Source organism: uncultured Fibrella sp. (assembly GCF_964250085.1).
In the GTDB taxonomy this organism is placed as follows: Bacteria; Bacteroidota; Bacteroidia; order Cytophagales; family Spirosomataceae; genus Fibrella.
Map to the genome: position 1 here is coordinate 25196 of NZ_CAXUEC010000004.1, position 18167 is coordinate 43362.

Consider the following 18167-nt stretch of genomic DNA (forward strand, 5'->3'; position numbering starts at 1 on the left):
GCTGGCCGGTCAGCCGGTTAAAACTTGTAGGAATAACTAAACGCGGGCACAATCGGGAACACCGAATATTTGTACAGCACCGTAATATCGGGCAGGCTGCCAGTCTGTCGTTTGCTTTCGATGTTGTAGAAGAATGGATTGCGGCGATTGTAGGCGTTGTAGGCGCTAAATTCCCAGACACTCTCGTGCGTCGGCCGTTTACGGTGGAATTGAATCCCCAAATCGAGGCGGTGATACGGCTCGGCCCGGAACGTATTTTTATCCTGCCCATAGTCGCGCACGGCCACCCCGTTATCGAACGTTACCGCGCTGACTCCCGAAAAATCACCGTTGCTTCCCTTTATATAATTGAGCGCATTGCTCAATCCATAAGACCGATAACGGGCATTGGGCACCGTCAGGGCCTGGCCCGTGCCATACACCCAGGTGGCCGATACGGTAATGCGCGGCGTGAGATCATACATGCCCACCACCGACATATCGTGCCGACGATCATACCGGGGAAAGAAAGGGCGGCCACCGTTGAGTTCGGCAAACTGCCACTGCGTCCAGGAAAGCGTATAGCCGACCCACCCGCTGAACCGGCCTTCTTTCTTATGAAGCAGCACCTCCGCCCCGTAGCTCCAGCCCCGACCCGCCGTGACGTTGTCTTCCCAACGTACCCGCTGCGCCGACGTTGGATCATCGACCAACAAAAAGCTGGCTCCCTCTTTGTAGTTGATGATGTTGTCCATCCGCTTGTAATAGCCTTCAACGGTCAGCGCGAGGCCATTGGTGAATGAGTTACCGGTCGTGAAATCCTTGGCCAGTCCAACCGCCCATTGCTGCGACTGCTGAGGACGTACCCGGTCGGTAGTGGGCACCCACAAATCCGTCGGCAGGCCAATGCCGGTGTTGCTCAGCAAGTGTACGTACTGATTCATAAGTGCGTAAGACGCTTTAAACGACAGGTCTGGCTTTACAATGTAGGCTACCGACAGGCGCGGTTCCGGCCGAACGTACCCAAGCCCGGTTCCGGTAAAAGCACTGATGCGCAAACCACCATTCAACCGCCAATGGTCATTTGGACGCCAGGTATCTTCGGCATAAATGCCCGATTCGAGTACGTCAATCTGGGTGACTTCACGAGTTAGATTGGCAAAGCTGTTGTTCTGCAACACAATAGCCGACGGTGTGAAACGGTGTGCCGTTGCCTGTAGGCCGAATCGCAGGGCGTGGTTGGGAGCGGGATAAAAGTCAAGGTCGTGTTTCAGCGAAAAATCACGGATGCCGGATGTGTAATCCAGCACAAACCGATTCCCGGAATCGATGAGTTGGTTGGCGCTGATTATGAACTGATAATCGCTGAAAATCAGGGAGGTATTAGCGAATAATTTCTGGCTGAACTGATGATTCCAGCGTAACGTACCTGTGGAGTTGCCCCAGCCCATGCCGATGCCGGTATTGTCGGTGTTGTCGTTAGCGTAAAATTTATCCCGACCAAAGTAGCCGCTCAGGTAGATTCGGTCGCGGGGCCCCAGGTCGTAGTTGGCTTTGGCGTTCAGGTCGTAGAAATAATACCCGGCCGAGGTCTCCCCGTTGGTCTGTGCCCGCACAATTGGGGCCGAAATCACATCCAGGTACGTTCGCCGCCCCGAAATCACGAACGAGCCAACTGCCTTACCCGTCTTCTTATTTTTCAGCAAGGGTCCTTCCAGCATGATCCGGCTGGCGATGAGGCCAATACCAACCTCACCGTGGAGTTTATCCCGTGCGCCATCTTTCATGGTCAGATCGAGCACCGACGAAAGCCGGCCGCCAAACCGGGCCGGAAAACCACCCTTGGTTAGCTCCACACTCTTGAGCGCATCCCCGTTGAAGACCGAGAAGAAACCAAACAAGTGGCTGGCGTTGTAAACCACCGCATCGTCCAGAACGATCAGGTTCTGGTCGGGGCCACCGCCACGGACGTACAGCCCGCTTTGGCCTTCCGAGCCTTTCTGTACGCCGGGCATCAGTTGCAGCACTTTCAGCACGTCTTTTTCGCCCAGCAACGCCGGAATCTTCTTGATCTGCGAGATGGGCAAGTCGATCTGACTCATCTGCGGGCTGTCGCTAACCCGATCCTGCTGTCGTTTCTCACTGACAACCACCTCGTTCAACAATTCCCCGGCTGCCAGTTCAACGCCCAGCACCTGATCCTGCCGAAGTGCCAGCGTACGTACCTGCGATTCGTAGCCGATCAATGAAAAAGTTAAGGTTACCGAATCAGCTTCTGGCAAGGTGATCGAATAAAAACCGAACGTGTTGGTTTGCGTACCCACCGGCCTACCGTTTAGTCGAATGGTGGCTCCCAGCAACGCTTCGCGACTTCCCACTTCATGCACGTACCCACTAACGGTGTGGCGAACAGGCACTTGGGCAAATAGTTGCAAAACCGAAGTAAGGCAAAAAATACAGGTAGAGAATAGCGCGCGCATTAGAGTGATTTAACGATGCAAACCTACTCAAATTGTCCTGCATACCCATCCGCCCTACCGTTAGGTCAGTCAATCGTCCGTTGCCTCAACTACCTGTCTTATTGTTTGTGAACAACTACCACTTTTGAACAGGTCTAACGAACTAACCTCAATTATCTATGAAAACCCGCACGCTTTCTATCTCACTATTTTTGGGCATCGCACTTGTATTCGGCTGCAAAAAAAGCAGCGACACCGTTACGCCGGGTGGTTGCGACGGTGCCTCTACACTGGGCGATAAATTCACGGCCGCCGCCAATGCTTTTTCCACTGACCCGACTAATAAAGTAAAATGTAATGCGTATGTAGATGCGTATAAAGCCTACGCCGATGCCGTGATTGCCTGTACGTCTTTATACACCCAACAACAGCGAAACGACATACAGGCCAGCTACACACAAGCCAAAGACGCCTGTAAGTGACAGACTATAAAAAATCCCGCAACTGAATCAGGATACACCTTATTTAGACATACACTTTTTTCTGCTGTCTGGATAACGTACATCCTGCGTCAGTTGCGGGATTAACAACATGTCACAAGTACGCTATTGCCACGCTTCGTGAAGTGTTTTTTTGAATAAATCATCGAGCAACTCTGTAGAGGGCTTTTCAAAGTAACCAACTGATTTTATGTAGTCCTTATAATATATGATCTTATCACCAAGAAAATCGGTAAATAACTGTATAGCAGAAGCTTCCCCCAATTCGCCACCCGCCATTTTCTGTTCTGAAAGACGCTGTATCGCTACTTTTATAGCCGGGTCGTGCACCTGACTAGCCACCAGTTTATCGAATTCTGTAGGCGGCATAGTATTTCGTTCCCTAATCCAGTCGCACGCAAGAATTGGGCGCAATACGTAAAAATATTTCTTCAACCGGACCACATCTTTCCTCAAATAGGTCTGGTAATTGCCTTCAGCCATATGCAGGTAATGATGCAAACAAGATGTAGGATTAAAGTACGTTGATGTCAGGTCGCGAAGCTTATTCGCCGTTGTAAATTGCTCCAGGTACGTGATTGGACTCCTTAACCATTCCAGCATCGGCGGATTTGATTTCCGAAAAAGGCGCAGGGCTTTTTTCAATTCCCAACCGGCCAAATCAATTTCATTCGGCAATATTTCCTCCTGACTGTCTTTTTTACTATCAATGGTTAAATACCAATCGAGTTTGTGAATATAAATGTACCGAACATCCCAGTCGCTATCCGTTGAGGCAAACCCCCAGGCACGACTTCCACTTTCAACCGCCAGCAAAATTTTGATGTCGTGTTGCTGTTCAAGCCGACTTAATTCATTCTTTATTTCAGCCCTCATAAAGTATCTCAAGCCATACGTATGCTGTCAATCTGTAACCCGAGTATGGTTTACAGCGTATACCCGTTGGCGTAGTCACGCTTCACGAATTGATTCGCGTAGTCAAAATTGGTGATCTTCATGGCGTCGCCATCCCAAAGGAGCTTCTTCCGGCCAGGAAACTGGCCATTGTCGCGGGCGAGGTAACTGCGCGTGGCCAGGTTGCCCATCAGCACGATTTCGGTCAGTGGCCCGGCTTCGTCGAACGACGAGGATGTGTAGGTTCCGTAGCCCTGTTTACAGGCTTTGACCCACTGCTGCTGATGGCCTTCGGTTTTTCCATCAACCAGTGGGCGGGCGGGTGTTAGCTGGGTACGTCCGTTGCTGTACGCTTTAAATTTCTCGACCGGCAGGAGTTTGTAGTCATCCCCGAACAGCCCCGCCGACAGCATGCCTTTGGTGCCAATAAACAGCATTCCTCCATCCTGATTAAAAAATACCTGCTCGTACGATACGTCTTCGGGAAGGGGGGGCCGAATGCCACCATCAAACCACGATAGCTTTATCTCCTTCACCTTTTTATCGTCTGTAGGAAACGACATGTGAATACTGGACGACGGCGGACAGACATCGTCGAAATAAGCTTCCCGGAAAAAATCGGCGTAGACCGACCCCACACTGCACTCAACCGAGGTGGGGTGTTTCAGCTTTAGCGCCCGGAAGGGAACGTCCATGAAATGGCACCCCATATCGCCCAGTGCGCCAGTGCCAAAGTCCCAGTAGCCGCGCCACCGGGTGGGCATATAGGCCGGGTGGTAGTCGCGGTAAGGGGCCGTACCAAGCCACTTATTCCAGTCAACTTCGGTCGGTACTGGCTGCGATTCTTTCTTGTCTTTCGGCGATTGTACGCCCTGCGGCCAAACGGGCCGGTTGGTCCAGCAGTAAACGGTATGCACCGTCCCGATCACTTTTCCCTGAATGAGTGATTCAACGTACCTGGTTGAGTCGCCGCTACTGCCCTGATTGCCCATCTGCGTCACCACCTTGTTGCGGCGGGCGGCTTCGGTCAGCATGCGGGCTTCGTAAATATCGTGGGTCAGTGGTTTTTCGACGTACACATGCTTGCCAAGATTCATGGCCGCCATCGCAATGGGGGCGTGCATGTGGTCGGGGGTAGAAACGATCACCGCGTCGATAGACGAACCGGCTTTGGCCAGCATGTCCCGGTAATCGTGAAAGTAGGGCGCTTTCGGAAACTGGGCGCGGTATTTAGTGGCCTGCCGGTCATCTACATCGCATAGGGCCACGATGTTATCCGAGCCTCCGTTGAAGGCCAGCCGGATGTTTACATCCGCTTTACCACCGCAACCTACTGCGGCAATGTTCAGCTTATCTGAGGGTGCAATAAACCCCCGGCCCAGTACATGGCGGGGCACAATGGTAAACGCCGCTCCGCCAATGGCTGCCAGCGTACTAGATTTGATAAAGCGTCTGCGAGAAGTCAAGGTCGATAATGAGGGAAAGAGTGAATGGTAAACAAGTGATCACGCCGTCAAATTAACGATTTGTTAACTCATTCGCGCGCCCACCCGTGCATTCACAACTCACTCTTTCGTCATTTACCTTTCGCTCTTTACCAGTTAGCCCATCACCTGGCCCATCTTCATGGCCACGCCCATATCGCCTTTCACCTTTAGCTTGCCCGTCATAAAGGCCATCATCGGGTTTAGATCGCCAGTAGCCATGCGCTCCAGATCGGCCACTTTAACGTGCAATTCGGTGTCGGCAGGCTGATCCTCGTTGGACACAACAGCGGGTGATTGTTTGGCGTCAATAAAGACAATACCCTGATCGGTAACGAGTTTGGCAGTAGCATCGAGGCTGTCGGCATTCGTCACGCGGGTGCGGATATTGTCTGTCAGTTCCTGAAGTGTCATGATTCTGGTCGAAATATGGTTTTTTTGTACACTATTACGGGGTAAAACTATTCCGGTAACCAGAAGTTCACAACAAAAAAGTTTGTGGTTTGTCGTTTGGGGTTTGGGGTTGCTCCGCTTAAGCAACGAATGGTTGGTCAGCAGCGCAACCACAAACTACAGACAACAAACGACAAACTCCCCTTTATGCGCTCTCAATTTCTTACGATTCTTTGTATTTTCTCGTTCATCAGTTGTACCTGGGGCCTGATCGAAAGTAGTATTGCCCTTAATAACCCGGAAGCGGTGGCCGAAACACCCTTTACCGGTCATAAACCGAGCAACGAAGCCAACCCCGACCGCCGTGATCCGAAAACGTTTTACGAAGACAGTGGTGCCAACAGCGACAACCCGATGCCGGAAGATCCACGCGTAGTCCGGCAACTTAGCCTGTCGCAGTTGGTCTATTCGCTGGTTGCGCTCATTGGTGTGGTGCTCATGTTCTTTCTCAGGCGTATTGGTTTTTACATCTACATCATCGGTGCTATCCTGGGGTTTGCCCTGCCGATCTACTTCGTTGGTCTGGCAAGTCTGGGTACGTCGTTCAGTGTGTTTTTCAGCGTACTGTTCGCCGTCATGTACGGTTTTTGCCTGCGGGAGATGAAATGAGATGAAGGGCAATGCCCCCCGCCCTGAAGCGAGGGGGCAATGCCGAGAAATCAGTTTCGCTAACCTCCTTTATCTGGTGTGAGTTGGGTACGTATCAACTACGACACCCGAATGCATCCGACCTACCGCAATTTCAACGCGACAGAAAGTCTGCCGACACCGGCCGTTGCTTCTGCTCCCATTAATCCGCTGCCCCGCGCTGTACTCCGCTCGAACACGTACCTGCTGCTCGACGGCGAATGGCAGTTTACCCACGACATGGCCGACGAAGGCTTGGCCCAGAACTGGCAGTTAGGCCACGACTACGCCTATACGGCCCACTGGCCCGGCTCGGTAGAAGACCATATTGCCCAGGCGCATCAGGCCAACGACGGGCCCGGCTGGCGGGATAAGGTAGTGGTTTGGTACGAACGCGAATTCGAACTACCCGAACGCGACCCGACTAGCGGAGACCGGCCACAACCTATGTTCCAGCTTACGTTTGGGGCCTGTGGCTACGAAACGCAGGTCTGGCTGAACGGCAAACCGTTGCAGACCATCGAGGGCGAATTCATCCATTATGGCGAATACACCTCCTTTTCGTATGAACTGGGAGAGAAATTACTTCAGCCCACCAACCGCCTCACCGTACGTATCGCCGATACGATGGACGCCGATATTCCCCGTGGCAAACAGGAGTCGCTGGTTTATAAGCGCGGCGGCATCTGGTATCAGACGTATACAGGGCCGGTCAGAAGCGTGTGGCTGGAACCCGTAGAACGCAACCGGCTACGCTCGCGGGTGGGCGTGGTCAGCGTGATCGAAGACAACCTGGTCCGGTTCAACCTCGCCACACGTATCCATGACCCCGGCAACTACGTCATTCACCTTCAGATCGATGATCAAACCAACCCGGGAGCGGGAGCACTGGCCACGGAATCGTTTCCGTTGCATCTGGATTTTGGCCAGAAGAACCAGCGCGTAGTGGTTGAACTGCCCAACGCACGACTCTGGTCGCCGGAGGACCCGCATCTGTACCGGCTCACTGCTCAACTTGTTGATGAAAAGGGCAATACGGCCCAGATAGAAGCCCATTTTGGCCTGCGGAAAGCCGAGGCCAGGGGTTGTTGTGTGTATCTCAACGGCAAAGCAACGTACCTGGACGGTATTCTGTATCAGCCCGGACGGGCTACGTATGAGGAAATGCAGCGGCATTTCTACGCCATGCAGAAACTGGGTTGTAACCTGGTGCGGGTACATATCGCCGGTATCGACCCCCGCATCTACAACCTGGCCGACGAACTGGGACTATTATTATGGGTGGAAGTTCCGAGCCCGCACCGCTCCAATCAGCGAAGCCGGGAGAATCACCGCGCCGAACTGGAGCGTATGCTTACACTGATCGAGACGCACCCGTCGGTCATTATCTGGAGTTTATACAACGAAGACTGGGGCGCAGAGGACATTGCCAACAGTGCCGAAACACGGCAATACATCGTAGATACGTACCACTACATGCAGATTTACCACCCGCAGTTTCTGGTCGTGGATAATGACGGCTGGCACCACATTTCGCAGGAAGGCCGCCTGAAATCCGACTTACTTACGGCCCATCTCTACACGCCCGACCTGACTCAGTGGCGCAGTATGCTCGACCGGCTTGTGCGGGGTGATATCGAGGGCGTAGCGGCCCGTCCGCTGGTGGTGGGTGATCCGTTTTTTTACCGTAAGCAGGTGCCGCTCGTTGTTAGCGAGTGGGGCGGCTTTGGCTTTGCCGATTACGGTGGCCCACAGGATGCCGAAGACCGGGCCGAACGGATCAGGCAGTTTAAAGCCGAGTTACGCGCCCGTGCGATTGGCGGCGATGTATACACGCAGGCAACCAACATCGAAGACGAACGCAACGGCCTCATCGACCCGCAAACGGGCGAACTAAGCGTGCCGGAGGGGCTACTTAGGAGCGCACCCCACCCCAACCCCTCCCCATTAGGGAGGGGCTAAAAACTATCTTTATTAGCCCCTCCCTAATGGGGAGGGGTTGGGGTGGGGTAAAACCCGTATTAACTTTGGCCTATGCGCCATCTGCTTTTACCCCTGCTTGTTACTGTCTGCGTCTCGCTTAAGGCCCAAACCGTTTATCAGCCATCCCAGCCCGCTCCCCTGTCGAAATGGCAAACAACGACCTGGGCGGCCAACTGGCTGGTTCACCCGACGGCCTCGGTCCGGCAATATGGCATTTACCATTTTCGTAAGACGATCAGCCTGCCGCAAAAGCCAGGTACGTTCGTTGTCCATGTCTCGGCCGATAACCGGTATCGCCTGTTTGTCAATGGTCAGTCGGTGGCGATGGGGCCGGCACGCAGCGATCCGCAGCACTGGAACTACGAGACCATTGATCTGGCTCCTTTTCTAAAAGCGGGAAACAACACGCTGGCGGCGCAGGTGTGGCAACTGGGCGAATCGGCACCCGTTTCGCAGATGAGCTACCAGTTGGGTTTTGTCATGCAGGGTGATGGCGAAGCGGAGAAGGTCGCGAACACCAACGCCAGTTGGAAGGTGTTTCAAAACCCCGCCTATTCACCGGTAAAGAATGATATTGCCAAGCTACGTACCTACATCGTCGTGGGCGACGGCGACCGGGTCGACGCCAGCTTGTACCCCTGGGGATGGGAGCAGCCCGACTTCAACGATGCCGCCTGGCCAGCCGCAAAACCGGCCTGGTTCTCGGCCAAACCACATGGCTTCGGCTCTGACGGAAACTGGGGATTAGTACCACGCACCATTCCGCAAATGACCAGCGCCCCGGTGCAGTTAGCCGCCGTTCGGCGAGCTGAAGGCGTAACCGTTCCACCCGATTTTTTGGCGGGGAAAACCACCTTCGTTGTTCCCGCTAAAACCCGGGCTGTTATTCTTTTCGACCAGAAAACGCTGACCAACGCATATCCCGAACTGACGGTTTCGGCTGGCAAAGGGGCGTCAATGACGCTGACCTACGCCGAAAGCCTGGTGAATGCGAATGGCCAGAAAGGCAACCGGAATGAGGTAGATGGTAAGCAGATCAAAGGATTCGAGGATCAGTTTATGGCCGATGGTGGTCAGCAGCGAACCTTCCGACCGCTGTGGTTCCGAACGTACCGGTATCTGCAACTGGCCATCGAGACACAGGATGAACCGTTGACCATCAACCGGTTGCAGGGCGACTACACGGCTTATCCATTCGAGCAGAAAGCCCGCTTTAACGTACCTGACAGCAGCCTCACCCGGGTGTGGGATGTTGGCTGGCGAACGGCCCAACTCTGTGCGGGCGAAACCTATTTCGACTGCCCTTACTACGAACAGTTACAGTATGTTGGTGACACCCGCATCCAGTCGCTGATCTCGCTCTACGTAACTGGCGACGATCGGCTGATGCGAAAAGCGATCGTCGAATATGACGAAAGCCGCCTGCCTGAAGGGCTAACGCAAAGCCGCTATCCATCAGCCGATCAGCAGGTTATTCCTACGTTTTCACTATTCTGGGTCACGATGGTCCATGACTACTGGATGCATCGCCGCGACGACGCCTTTGTCAGTGCCCGGCTCAACGGCATCGAACGGGTACTGAACTGGCACGAAGCCCGCCTCGACCGGCAAACCGGCCTGAACGGATCGCTCACCTGGTGGAATTTTGTGGACTGGGCGTGGCCCTGGAATCAGGCCGACAATATCGGCGGCGTACCGGCAGGTTCGCACGGTGGCGGATCAAGCATTCTGACGTTGCAGCAAGCTTATACGTACCTGAAAGCAGCCGATCTGTTTGCTCATTACGGTCAGAATCAGAAGGCCGAACAGTACCGCGAACTAGCCCGCCGGCTCAACAAAGCCGTGATGGAACGCTGTTGGGTACCCGCCCGTGGCTTGCTGGCCGATACGCCCGAGAAGAAACAGTTCAGCCAGCACGCCAACATTCTGGCCATCCTGAGCAACGCCATTCCCGCCAATCAGCAACGCAGCGTATTGACAACCCTGATGCGCCCCACCCCGGCCGACAGCCTGCGCCCGGCTACGTATTACTTCAAATTTTATTTGTTTCAGGCCCTGAAAAAAACCGGTATGGGCGACGAATTCATACCGCAGCTACAGCCCTGGCATACCATGATCGCCAACGGCCTGACCACCTTCGCCGAACAGCCAGAGCCCACCCGCTCTGACTGCCACGCCTGGAGTGCTTCGCCCGTCTACGAGTTTCTATCAACGGTTTGTGGCATCAATCCCGCCGAACCGGGCTTCCGTTCAGTGAACATCACGCCTTATCTGGGTACGTTGCCAAAGGTCGAAGGCAGCATGCCTCACCCCGCCGGGGCCATTTCCGTTCAGTTTGAAAAAGGCCCGAACAACACGCTTAAAGGTGAAGTCACGCTACCTGCCGGTGTTCCCGGCACACTCCGCTGGCAGGGACGTACCCTGCCGTTAAAACCCGGCAAACAAGTAGTGAGTTTGTGAAGACCGGGAAGCTTGAGTTGTTGCTTACGCCAGGTCCTTCGACAGGCTCAGGGTGACATTGCCACTCAAGGTTGTCATTCACCTGCTTGAGTGAGTTGTCACCCTGAGCCTGTCGAAGAAAGGGCCTGGCGTAAGCAACAACCTGAGTTATAACAAAAAGGGCTCTCCTGTTCGTAGGAGAGCCCTTTTTGTTATAACTCAGGTACGTTACAGCGCGGCCACTACCTGCCGTACTTTCTTGGCGGCTTCTGAGAGGGCAACGGCCGACTGGACTTTCAGGCCCGACTCGTCGATGATGCGGGCCCCTTCGGCGGCGTTGGTGCCTTGCAGGCGAACGATGATCGGAACCGGAATGTCGCCGATGGCTTTGTAGGCTTCCACCACACCCATTGCCACCCGGTCGCAGCGGAACGATCGCCAACTGTTTTTCAATAGCGTCTAATAACTTTACTGCATGAACTTGTACAATGATAACGAGCGGTTTATATCCATTCTTTCCGATTATGGTTTCAAGGTTACATTCGGTAATGAGTCGGATACTCGTTTTTTGCGAAAGGCCTTACAGGCTCTTATCCAATCGCCGGTACCTATTCAGACTATTGAGTTTATACAGAACGAGATTCAAGGCTTGACCAAAGACAGCCGAAGTGGCATTTATGATCTCTTTTGCACCGACGAGACTGGCAATCAGTTTATAGTTGAAATGCAGTTGGGCGAATATCCAGCGTTCATTCAACGGATGAAGTTTTATGCTTTGTACCGGCTGAATACATTAATTCGGAAGGGCAAGTACCAATTCGAGGGTTTACCGAGAATCTATTGCATTGGCATTTTAGCAGTCAGCATTCTACCACAAATTGTTGATTATCATAACGTTGCAGTTTTTAAAAATCAGAACAATGAACTGATAGATGACCAGATGACGTTTATCACCGTAGAGTTAGACAAGTTCAAAAAATTGTTGACTGACGTTCAAACCGATCTTGACAAACTGATTTACACTATGAAGACGATAGACACTGTGACAGAGCCGACGCAGTTTCCGACCTTCTGGACGGAAGAATGGTTAGAAACGGCGATCAGAGAGTTAGATACCCGCGCTATGTCACCTGAGAAGCGACTTGTCTACGAAATGACCATTGCAGCCAATGCTGTAGCCATTAACAATGAACAGAAGAAGATTGAAGAGGCTAAGGAAGCTGAGGGTTTAGCAATCAGAACAAACGCTGTGCAAAACTTGCTGGCCTTGAAGAGTTTGACAATTGAACAGGTTGCCAATTCAATAGGTGTTCCTGTTGAGTTTGTTCTTGATATTCAGCGCCAACTTGCCAAAGACTTGTAGAATGAGTTACGCGAGGTGGCCGCGCTGTAACGTACTTGAGTTATACACAAAAAGGGCTCTCCTGTTCGTAGGAGAGCCCTTTTTGTGTATAACTCAAGTACGTTACAGCGCGGCCACTACCTGCCGTACTTTCTCGGCGGCTTCTGAGAGAGCAACGGCCGACTGTACTTTCAGGCCCGACTCGTCGATGATGCGGGCCCCTTCGGCGGCGTTGGTGCCTTGCAGGCGAACGATGATCGGAACCGGAATGTCGCCGATGGCTTTGTAGGCCTCAACCACACCCGTTGCCACCCGGTCGCAACGAACGATACCACCGAAGATATTGATCAGGATGGCTTTCACGTTCGGGTCTTTCAGGATGATTCGGAAACCAGCTTCTACCGTCTTGGCGTTGGCTCCACCCCCAACATCCAGGAAGTTGGCCGGCTCACCGCCCGACAGTTTGATGATATCCATCGTAGCCATCGCCAAGCCTGCACCGTTTACCATGCAGCCCACGTTTCCGTCGAGTTTAACATAGTTCAGGTCGTTGGCTGATGCTTCTACTTCGAGCGGATCTTCCTCCGACACGTCGCGGTAATTGGCCAGATCAGGGTGACGGTACAGGGCATTGTCGTCGATGTTTACTTTGGCATCGACCGCCATGATCTTATTGTCCGATGTTTTCAGAACGGGGTTGATCTCAAACATCGAGGCATCCGTATCCACGTACGCTTTATAGAGGTTGGTCACAAATTTGACCATCTCTTTGAACGCTTCGCCGGTCATTCCCAGTCCAAAGGCGATTTTGCGCGCCTGGAACGGCTGAAGACCCACGGCTGGATCGATCCATTCTTTTACGATTTTCTCGGGTGAATGTTCGGCCACTTCTTCAATGTCCATCCCGCCTTCGGTGCTCGCCATGATGACGTTACAGCCCTTACCCCGGTCGAGCAGAATGCCGACATACATCTCTTTAGTCTCGCTCTCGCCCGGATAATATACATCCTGAGCCACCAGCACTTTATTGACTTTCTTGCCTTCGGGGCCAGTCTGGATGGTTACCAACACATTGCCGATCAGGTTTTTAGCGATTTCGCGCACGTCATCAACCGACTTGGCAAGGGCCACACCGCGTTGCGTGCCGCCTTTTACCTGGCCTTTTCCGCGCCCACCGGCATGGATTTGTGATTTCACGACGACAAACTTTGAGTTTGTCTGTGCCATGATCAGTTTGGCGGCCTCAACCGCTTTTTCGGGCGACTCGGCAACGATGCCTTCCTGAATCCGAACGCCGTAGCGTTTCAATATTTCTTTACCCTGATATTCGTGGATGTTCATACGGACAGCAACACGCGTTGATTAATGCCCGCAAGTTAGGCTTAAAATAGATTTACTGTTGCGATAACCTCTTATCGTGTATGGGACATATTTGCGTTCAGTTGAATCGAACACAATTTTTGACAGGATTTACGGGATTAACAGGACTCTTTTGTTTGCTCTGAAGAAAAGGAAAATCCTGTTCATCCCGTAAATCCTGTCAAAAAATAAATGTGTGGTCCCTCATTACCGCACATAAACCAGGATTTCAACGTTATTTACGGTAATGAAAAACACATCAATCACCGGGCCTTTAGCACTGGCCCTGATGGCAAGCCTTAGCCTGCCAGTCTGCGGGGTGGCTCAATCGCTGAATCCCCCTACGAAGTTTAACCAGTGGTCATACAAAGACCCCGCCACCGATTCTATTCCGGGCATTAGCCTCAATAAAGCCTATCAGCTATTGAAAGGCCGCAAATCGGTTCCGGTAGTCGTCGGTGTGGTTGATTCGGGTATTGATCTTGCCCACGAAGACCTGCGCGACGTGATCTGGAAAAACGCGAAAGAAATTGCCGGCAACAACGCCGACGATGATAAGAACGGGTACGTCGATGACGTGAACGGCTGGAACTTCATGGGCGCGAAAGATGGTACCACCTACGAAGCTGATATGGACGAAGTAAACCAGATCACAACGGACTGGAAGGCCAAATTCGAGAATGCCGACCCGGCCAAACTGTCGGCAACGGAAAAGAAACAGTACGACATTTATCAGAAAGCCAAAGCCCAATCACTGAAACCAAATGTAAGATCGGCCTCGCTACGGGCGCTGGTGCGTGATTCAGCAACGTACGTTCGGGGCATCGACGCGATGGCAACGGCCCTGACCGGCAAGCCATTCGTTGCCGAGAGCATTGCTTCGGCTCAGGCTGGCACCGACACCGCTGCCATTGGTGCAAAATATTTACTCGGTGAAATCTTTGATCCAAGAGCAGCCTCATTTGATTTACTGACCTCGCGGGTGAAGCTGTTTTACAGTCGTTTGAAAGAGCTTATTCTTGAAGACGTCGGCACCGGCGAACCTCCTGTAAACGCCCGTAAAGCAGTTGGCGATGACCCCAACAACCCGAACGAACGCTACTACGGCAGTCCCAAGCTGACCATTGGCTCATCGGAAGAACTGGCGATGCATGGCAGCCATGTAGCAGGTATCATTGGTGCGAAACGCGGCAACGGCGTGGGAGTCGATGGTATTGCCGATAATGTTCGGCTGATGATGGTTGGGGTGGTGCCGAGCGGTGGCGACGAACGCGACAAAGACGTGGCCAATGGCATTCGGTATGCGGTCGACAATGGCGCTAAAGTCATTAATATGAGCTTTGGCAAGCGATTTTCGCCGTACAAAGATGCCGTTGATGCAGCAATCAGATACGCTGAAGAAAAGGATGTTCTGCTGGTGCATGCGGCTGGCAACAATGGCGAAAACGTTGACTCGCTGCCAACGTACCCACGGCCTGAATACGAAGATGGCACGATTGCGAAGAACTACATGACGGTGGGTAATTCAACCCGTCGGCTAAATTCTACCCTGCCCGCGTCATCGTCGAACTACGGCACCCGCGTTGATCTGTTTGCCCCCGGCACCGACATCGACGCCACTACGCCCCACAATGGCTACCAGAGCCTGACGGGCACGAGCATGGCGTCGCCCTGCGTGGCGGGTGTTGCGGCCCTGATCCGGTCGTATTTTCCAAACCTGACAGCCGTACAGGTGAAAGACATTTTGATGAAAAGTGCGTACAAACCCGATGTGATGGTTCGGCTACCTGGCCGGGCGGGGGGCCCGCTGGTCCCGTTCAGCACGCTCAGCAAATCGGGTGGTATCGTAAATGCCGCCGAAGCCGTGAAACTGGCGATGACGGTGAAGTAAGTGCCAAGTCTCAGGTGTCAAATTTCAAGGGCGCTGCTAAGTCATACTACGTAGTATGACTTAGCAGCGCCCTTGAAATTTACCCTTCCACGTCTCCCACCAGCAACGCCGCTTCGTGGAGTAATTCGGTGGCACAGATTTCATCGGTGAAGGCTTCGATAGTGGCATCAACAACGTCTAGGTCGACAGCCAGACGGGGCGACTGGTTATCGGCAACAAAGCCAGTCAGTGCCCGCCCCACATACAGCATATGCAGGGCAGAAAGTAACGTCGGCAACCGTTGGCTGTGGCGTGTTTGGAGTTCTTCAGGACTCATCTGGAGCTATATAGCTTTAATGCCAGTGTATGTTTAGGAACGGAATAGCTTATATTTGTCTATCAACCAATTACACTGTTATGACTGTTGTTACTGTTGCCATTCACAATGAAAAGGCCATGCAACTATTACGAGATCTGGCTGATCTTAACTTGATCGAGCTCTTGCCGTCTCCGTCAACTGTATCAACAGAATCTGTCAAAAAAAAATTGTCTTCATTCATTGGTCAGTTAAATACGGGGCAGACACTTGACCAGTTAGATGAACAACTCGGCACACTACGGAACGAATGGGAACGGCCTATCTGATTGATACAAACACCATCATCTACTTGTTAGACGGGAAGTTACCTTCGAACGCCGAAAAGTTCCTCTCTACGCTAATTGATAATTCTTGCCAACTCTCGGTCATCAGCCAAATTGAATTACTTAGTTGGGCATCACCTAGTCCAGAAAGTTATTCTATTCTGGAAACATTCGTAGCTGACTGTCAGATAATTGATCTGTCAATTGGCATTATTCAGCAAACTATTCGGTTAAGACAAGCCTATAAAATGAAGTTGCCAGATGCCGTGATCGCAGCTACAGCACTTGTTCACGGTTGGACGTTGATTTCTCGCAATGACGGCGATTTCCGTAAAATAGCCGAGCTAAGCTATATTAACCCCTTCACTGATCTGTAATTTTCGGCTTTCGCCCTTTGGCAGTACATGACGCTTCTGCATGAATCTATTCGTTTACGGCACTCTTCGCAACACGTACGACAATCCGATGGCCCAGCTTCTTCGGAAAAATGCTGATTTTGTAGGTCATGGATACGTACCTGGCCGCCTCTTAGACCTGGGCTGGTATCCCGGCGCCACTTACGAGCCAGATAGCCCATACCGCGTTTGGGGCGACGTGTTTGCCCTTACCGACGAAACGATTCTGAAACAGCTTGACGATTACGAAGGCATTGACAATCACCCCGATGATGAGTATGCCCGGCAGGAGGTGCTTGTGCAACTGGTCAGTGACGCATCGGGTGAGCCCATCTCGCCCCGTGAGGTACGTTGCCAGATGTACGTTTTTATGCGGGCCGATGGTCAACAGACCAGGATCAAATCGGGCAATTTCCTGACCCGTTAAATGGCTACAGAAACACAGCGCGATGGTCGGCGTGGGCTGGTTCGTGCTGGCTTTTTTTCTGCTACCCGGTCAGCCACCCCGACAGTGGACCACCTTCTGGCGCCGCCGGGGTGGCTGATTGGTTGAACGTTACCGCTTGACCCGATCGGGGGGAGCCTGTTTGTTCTGTAGGAAAGTGGTCGCTTTATACTCATCCGACGTCAGGGTTTCGCCCACTTTGTATGCGACGGATACAGCAGCCTGACTCAGGTCTACTCCTTCCTGTTGGAGAACCTCCACGCAGTTGTGCAGGTTATCCCGGCTGGGCTGGTAATGGCCGCTGCGGTTGTCTATCTCCATCAGAACGCCAGCGGCAATTATGATCCCCCCCGCGCAGATCACGTCGTTGCCTGCGTTGAACGAAGAATGGTTATAGATGACTCCCCTCTTTGTTTTCTCTTTCTCGCAGAACAGATTACCGTAGCGATCCATCGCATACAGCACTGGCCCATTCGTTGAGATCAGCACATTGTTGACATCGCACAGCCGCCCCTGCCCGTCTACGAAAACCATCAGCTTATCCCGGTCTTCCCGTTTGGTATACACCACATCTAAATGCATCTTGGCCTTGCGGGCATACTCATCGAGTGCTTTGAAATCAGCGTCCGTCAACAGATTCACATCTTTACGTAGCGCCTGGCTCACGGCGTCGCTCCGCTTGGCCGGGTATTGGTTCATCATAGCAACACTACCCGAGTTTATATCGCCATGCACCGCGTGTACCCCGGTACCCGATACGGCTTTTACTTTTTTGGAAGCCAGATAGGTTGACCGCTCTGGCTGGTAGCTCTGCTCCATGGACTTCGTGGGCGTTGGTGCCTGTGTGAGAGCGTTATTCAGCGTGTTGAATTTATTTTTATGAAACTGAATCGCAAACTTTTGCTGTGGTGTGATCGTGTTCGCACTGGCCCCGGCAAGGGCCGTGTTCAGATCGGCCAGGGCGGCTCTACCCAGATCGTCAATAACTACCTTTCGCCGTATAAACAAATCGCTACCCCCACCCAGAGACTTGTTATCCGATTTGCCCTGTTTTCGTTTGAACCAGGTGGCACAGGCCTTGAGGACGTTGATCAGGTGAATCACCTGCTGCGGTGATCCCCTTTTGGCATCTTTCCAATATTCCTGAAGGGCCTCATCCACTTCCTTCAGGTTAGAGCCTCTGAACTGAAAAAAATTTTCCCTGGCAGTGCGTGCTCGAAAGTCATCGTATGTTAGTAGCATAAACCGTCTTTTTAAAAGCTCAAGGTAGTGACCAACGCCAGGTAGACTGCCCGA

General features: G+C 52.6%; 16 protein-coding genes and 1 pseudogene. 9 read left to right on the plus strand and 8 right to left on the minus strand.

The genetic code is table 11. The features are described 5' to 3' along the window. Positions 1–17: 17 nt before the first annotated feature. Positions 18–2459 carry a TonB-dependent receptor domain-containing protein gene (locus tag ACFE8Q_RS13755; protein ID WP_375445985.1) on the minus strand — a complete coding sequence of 814 codons (2442 nt, stop codon included), beginning with the start codon at positions 2457–2459 and terminating at the stop codon, positions 18–20. A 158-nt stretch (positions 2460–2617) separates the two neighbouring features. Between ACFE8Q_RS13755 and ACFE8Q_RS13760 the strand changes: the two genes are divergently transcribed. Continuing rightward, on the plus strand, positions 2618–2920 hold the full coding sequence (locus tag ACFE8Q_RS13760) for a hypothetical protein (protein WP_375445986.1): 303 nt from the start codon (positions 2618–2620) through the stop codon (positions 2918–2920). 123 nt (positions 2921–3043) lie between these two features. Here the strand turns inward: ACFE8Q_RS13760 and ACFE8Q_RS13765 are convergent, their stop codons facing one another. The 3 genes from ACFE8Q_RS13765 to ACFE8Q_RS13775 form a co-directional block, all read right to left on the minus strand. Beyond that, positions 3044–3814, minus strand: a complete 771-nt coding sequence (locus ACFE8Q_RS13765) for a DNA polymerase beta superfamily protein (RefSeq protein ID WP_375445987.1) — start codon at positions 3812–3814, stop codon at positions 3044–3046. Between the two features lie 50 nt (positions 3815–3864). Beyond that, complete coding sequence (locus ACFE8Q_RS13770) at positions 3865–5298, minus strand: Gfo/Idh/MocA family protein (protein ID WP_375445988.1); 1434 nt, start codon at positions 5296–5298, stop codon at positions 3865–3867. Between the two features lie 135 nt (positions 5299–5433). Next, entirely contained in the window at positions 5434–5730 is a 297-nt protein-coding gene (locus tag ACFE8Q_RS13775; protein WP_375445989.1) for an SCP2 sterol-binding domain-containing protein, read from the minus strand. Between the two features lie 186 nt (positions 5731–5916). On the opposite strand from ACFE8Q_RS13775, the gene ACFE8Q_RS13780 reads away from it, so the two are divergent. From ACFE8Q_RS13780 to ACFE8Q_RS13790, 3 genes are all read left to right on the plus strand, one after another. Beyond that, a complete protein-coding gene (locus ACFE8Q_RS13780) occupies positions 5917–6378 on the plus strand; it encodes a hypothetical protein (protein WP_375445990.1) in 462 nt (153 codons plus the stop codon). Between the two features lie 111 nt (positions 6379–6489). Beyond that, a complete protein-coding gene (locus ACFE8Q_RS13785) occupies positions 6490–8358 on the plus strand; it encodes a glycoside hydrolase family 2 protein (protein WP_375445991.1) in 1869 nt (622 codons plus the stop codon). 72 nt (positions 8359–8430) lie between these two features. Beyond that, a complete protein-coding gene (locus tag ACFE8Q_RS13790; RefSeq protein WP_375445992.1) occupies positions 8431–10839 on the plus strand; it encodes an alpha-L-rhamnosidase C-terminal domain-containing protein in 2409 nt (802 codons plus the stop codon). Positions 10840–11046: 207 nt separating this feature from the next. On the opposite strand, the pseudogene sucC (ACFE8Q_RS13795) reads toward ACFE8Q_RS13790, so the two are convergent. Next, positions 11047–11247: pseudogene (gene sucC / locus ACFE8Q_RS13795) on the minus strand (succinate--CoA ligase subunit beta); the annotation flags it as partial. A 46-nt stretch (positions 11248–11293) separates the two neighbouring features. On the opposite strand from sucC (ACFE8Q_RS13795), the gene ACFE8Q_RS13800 reads away from it, so the two are divergent. Next, on the plus strand, positions 11294–12181 hold the full coding sequence (locus tag ACFE8Q_RS13800) for an Rpn family recombination-promoting nuclease/putative transposase (protein WP_375445993.1): 888 nt from the start codon (positions 11294–11296) through the stop codon (positions 12179–12181). Between the two features lie 102 nt (positions 12182–12283). On the opposite strand, the gene sucC (ACFE8Q_RS13805) is transcribed toward ACFE8Q_RS13800, so the two are convergent. Further along, positions 12284–13501 (minus strand): ADP-forming succinate--CoA ligase subunit beta, encoded by a 1218-nt coding sequence (gene sucC / locus ACFE8Q_RS13805; RefSeq protein WP_375445994.1) that lies wholly within the window; start codon positions 13499–13501, stop codon positions 12284–12286. Positions 13502–13766: 265 nt separating this feature from the next. On the opposite strand from sucC (ACFE8Q_RS13805), the gene ACFE8Q_RS13810 reads away from it, so the two are divergent. Next, positions 13767–15410, plus strand: coding sequence for a S8 family serine peptidase (locus tag ACFE8Q_RS13810; RefSeq protein WP_375445995.1), 1644 nt, complete (start codon positions 13767–13769; stop codon positions 15408–15410). A gap of 79 nt (positions 15411–15489) precedes the next feature. Here ACFE8Q_RS13810 and ACFE8Q_RS13815 read toward each other — a convergent pair whose 3' ends face one another. Beyond that, positions 15490–15726, minus strand: coding sequence for a hypothetical protein (locus ACFE8Q_RS13815; RefSeq protein ID WP_375445996.1), 237 nt, complete (start codon positions 15724–15726; stop codon positions 15490–15492). A gap of 80 nt (positions 15727–15806) precedes the next feature. Between ACFE8Q_RS13815 and ACFE8Q_RS13820 the strand changes: the two genes are divergently transcribed. The 3 genes from ACFE8Q_RS13820 to ACFE8Q_RS13830 are packed head-to-tail and all read left to right on the plus strand — an operon-like array spanning position 15807 to position 16853. Further along, on the plus strand, positions 15807–16034 hold the full coding sequence (locus ACFE8Q_RS13820) for a hypothetical protein (protein ID WP_375445997.1): 228 nt from the start codon (positions 15807–15809) through the stop codon (positions 16032–16034). Next, positions 16016–16408: a type II toxin-antitoxin system VapC family toxin gene (locus ACFE8Q_RS13825; RefSeq protein ID WP_375445998.1), complete on the plus strand. Its 393-nt coding sequence runs from the start codon at positions 16016–16018 to the stop codon at positions 16406–16408. The genes ACFE8Q_RS13820 and ACFE8Q_RS13825 overlap by 19 nt, the downstream gene beginning before the upstream one ends. 40 nt (positions 16409–16448) lie before the next feature. Further along, positions 16449–16853 (plus strand): gamma-glutamylcyclotransferase, encoded by a 405-nt coding sequence (locus ACFE8Q_RS13830; protein ID WP_375445999.1) that lies wholly within the window; start codon positions 16449–16451, stop codon positions 16851–16853. Positions 16854–16982: 129 nt separating this feature from the next. Here the strand turns inward: ACFE8Q_RS13830 and ACFE8Q_RS13835 are convergent, their stop codons facing one another. Further along, positions 16983–18113 carry a hypothetical protein gene (locus tag ACFE8Q_RS13835; protein ID WP_375446000.1) on the minus strand — a complete coding sequence of 377 codons (1131 nt, stop codon included), beginning with the start codon at positions 18111–18113 and terminating at the stop codon, positions 16983–16985. Positions 18114–18167 lie beyond the last annotated feature (54 nt).

Excerpts from the sequence above, each read along its gene's own strand:
- ACFE8Q_RS13790 (WP_375445992.1), top strand. The coding sequence starts at position 8,431 with ATGCGCCATCTGCTTTTACCCCTGCTTGTTACTGTCTGCGTCTCGCTT.
- ACFE8Q_RS13755 (WP_375445985.1), bottom strand. The coding sequence starts at position 2,459 with ATGCGCGCGCTATTCTCTACCTGTATTTTTTGCCTTACTTCGGTTTTG.
- ACFE8Q_RS13835 (WP_375446000.1), bottom strand. The coding sequence starts at position 18,113 with ATGCTACTAACATACGATGACTTTCGAGCACGCACTGCCAGGGAAAAT.
- ACFE8Q_RS13760 (WP_375445986.1), top strand. The coding sequence starts at position 2,618 with ATGAAAACCCGCACGCTTTCTATCTCACTATTTTTGGGCATCGCACTT.
- ACFE8Q_RS13780 (WP_375445990.1), top strand. The coding sequence starts at position 5,917 with ATGCGCTCTCAATTTCTTACGATTCTTTGTATTTTCTCGTTCATCAGT.
- ACFE8Q_RS13820 (WP_375445997.1), top strand. The coding sequence starts at position 15,807 with ATGACTGTTGTTACTGTTGCCATTCACAATGAAAAGGCCATGCAACTA.
- sucC (WP_375445994.1), bottom strand. The coding sequence starts at position 13,501 with ATGAACATCCACGAATATCAGGGTAAAGAAATATTGAAACGCTACGGC.
- ACFE8Q_RS13830 (WP_375445999.1), top strand. The coding sequence starts at position 16,449 with ATGAATCTATTCGTTTACGGCACTCTTCGCAACACGTACGACAATCCG.
- ACFE8Q_RS13765 (WP_375445987.1), bottom strand. The coding sequence starts at position 3,814 with ATGAGGGCTGAAATAAAGAATGAATTAAGTCGGCTTGAACAGCAACAC.
- ACFE8Q_RS13785 (WP_375445991.1), top strand. The coding sequence starts at position 6,490 with ATGCATCCGACCTACCGCAATTTCAACGCGACAGAAAGTCTGCCGACA.
- ACFE8Q_RS13800 (WP_375445993.1), top strand. The coding sequence starts at position 11,294 with ATGAACTTGTACAATGATAACGAGCGGTTTATATCCATTCTTTCCGAT.
- ACFE8Q_RS13775 (WP_375445989.1), bottom strand. The coding sequence starts at position 5,730 with ATGACACTTCAGGAACTGACAGACAATATCCGCACCCGCGTGACGAAT.
- ACFE8Q_RS13825 (WP_375445998.1), top strand. The coding sequence starts at position 16,016 with ATGGGAACGGCCTATCTGATTGATACAAACACCATCATCTACTTGTTA.
- ACFE8Q_RS13815 (WP_375445996.1), bottom strand. The coding sequence starts at position 15,726 with ATGAGTCCTGAAGAACTCCAAACACGCCACAGCCAACGGTTGCCGACG.
- ACFE8Q_RS13810 (WP_375445995.1), top strand. The coding sequence starts at position 13,767 with ATGAAAAACACATCAATCACCGGGCCTTTAGCACTGGCCCTGATGGCA.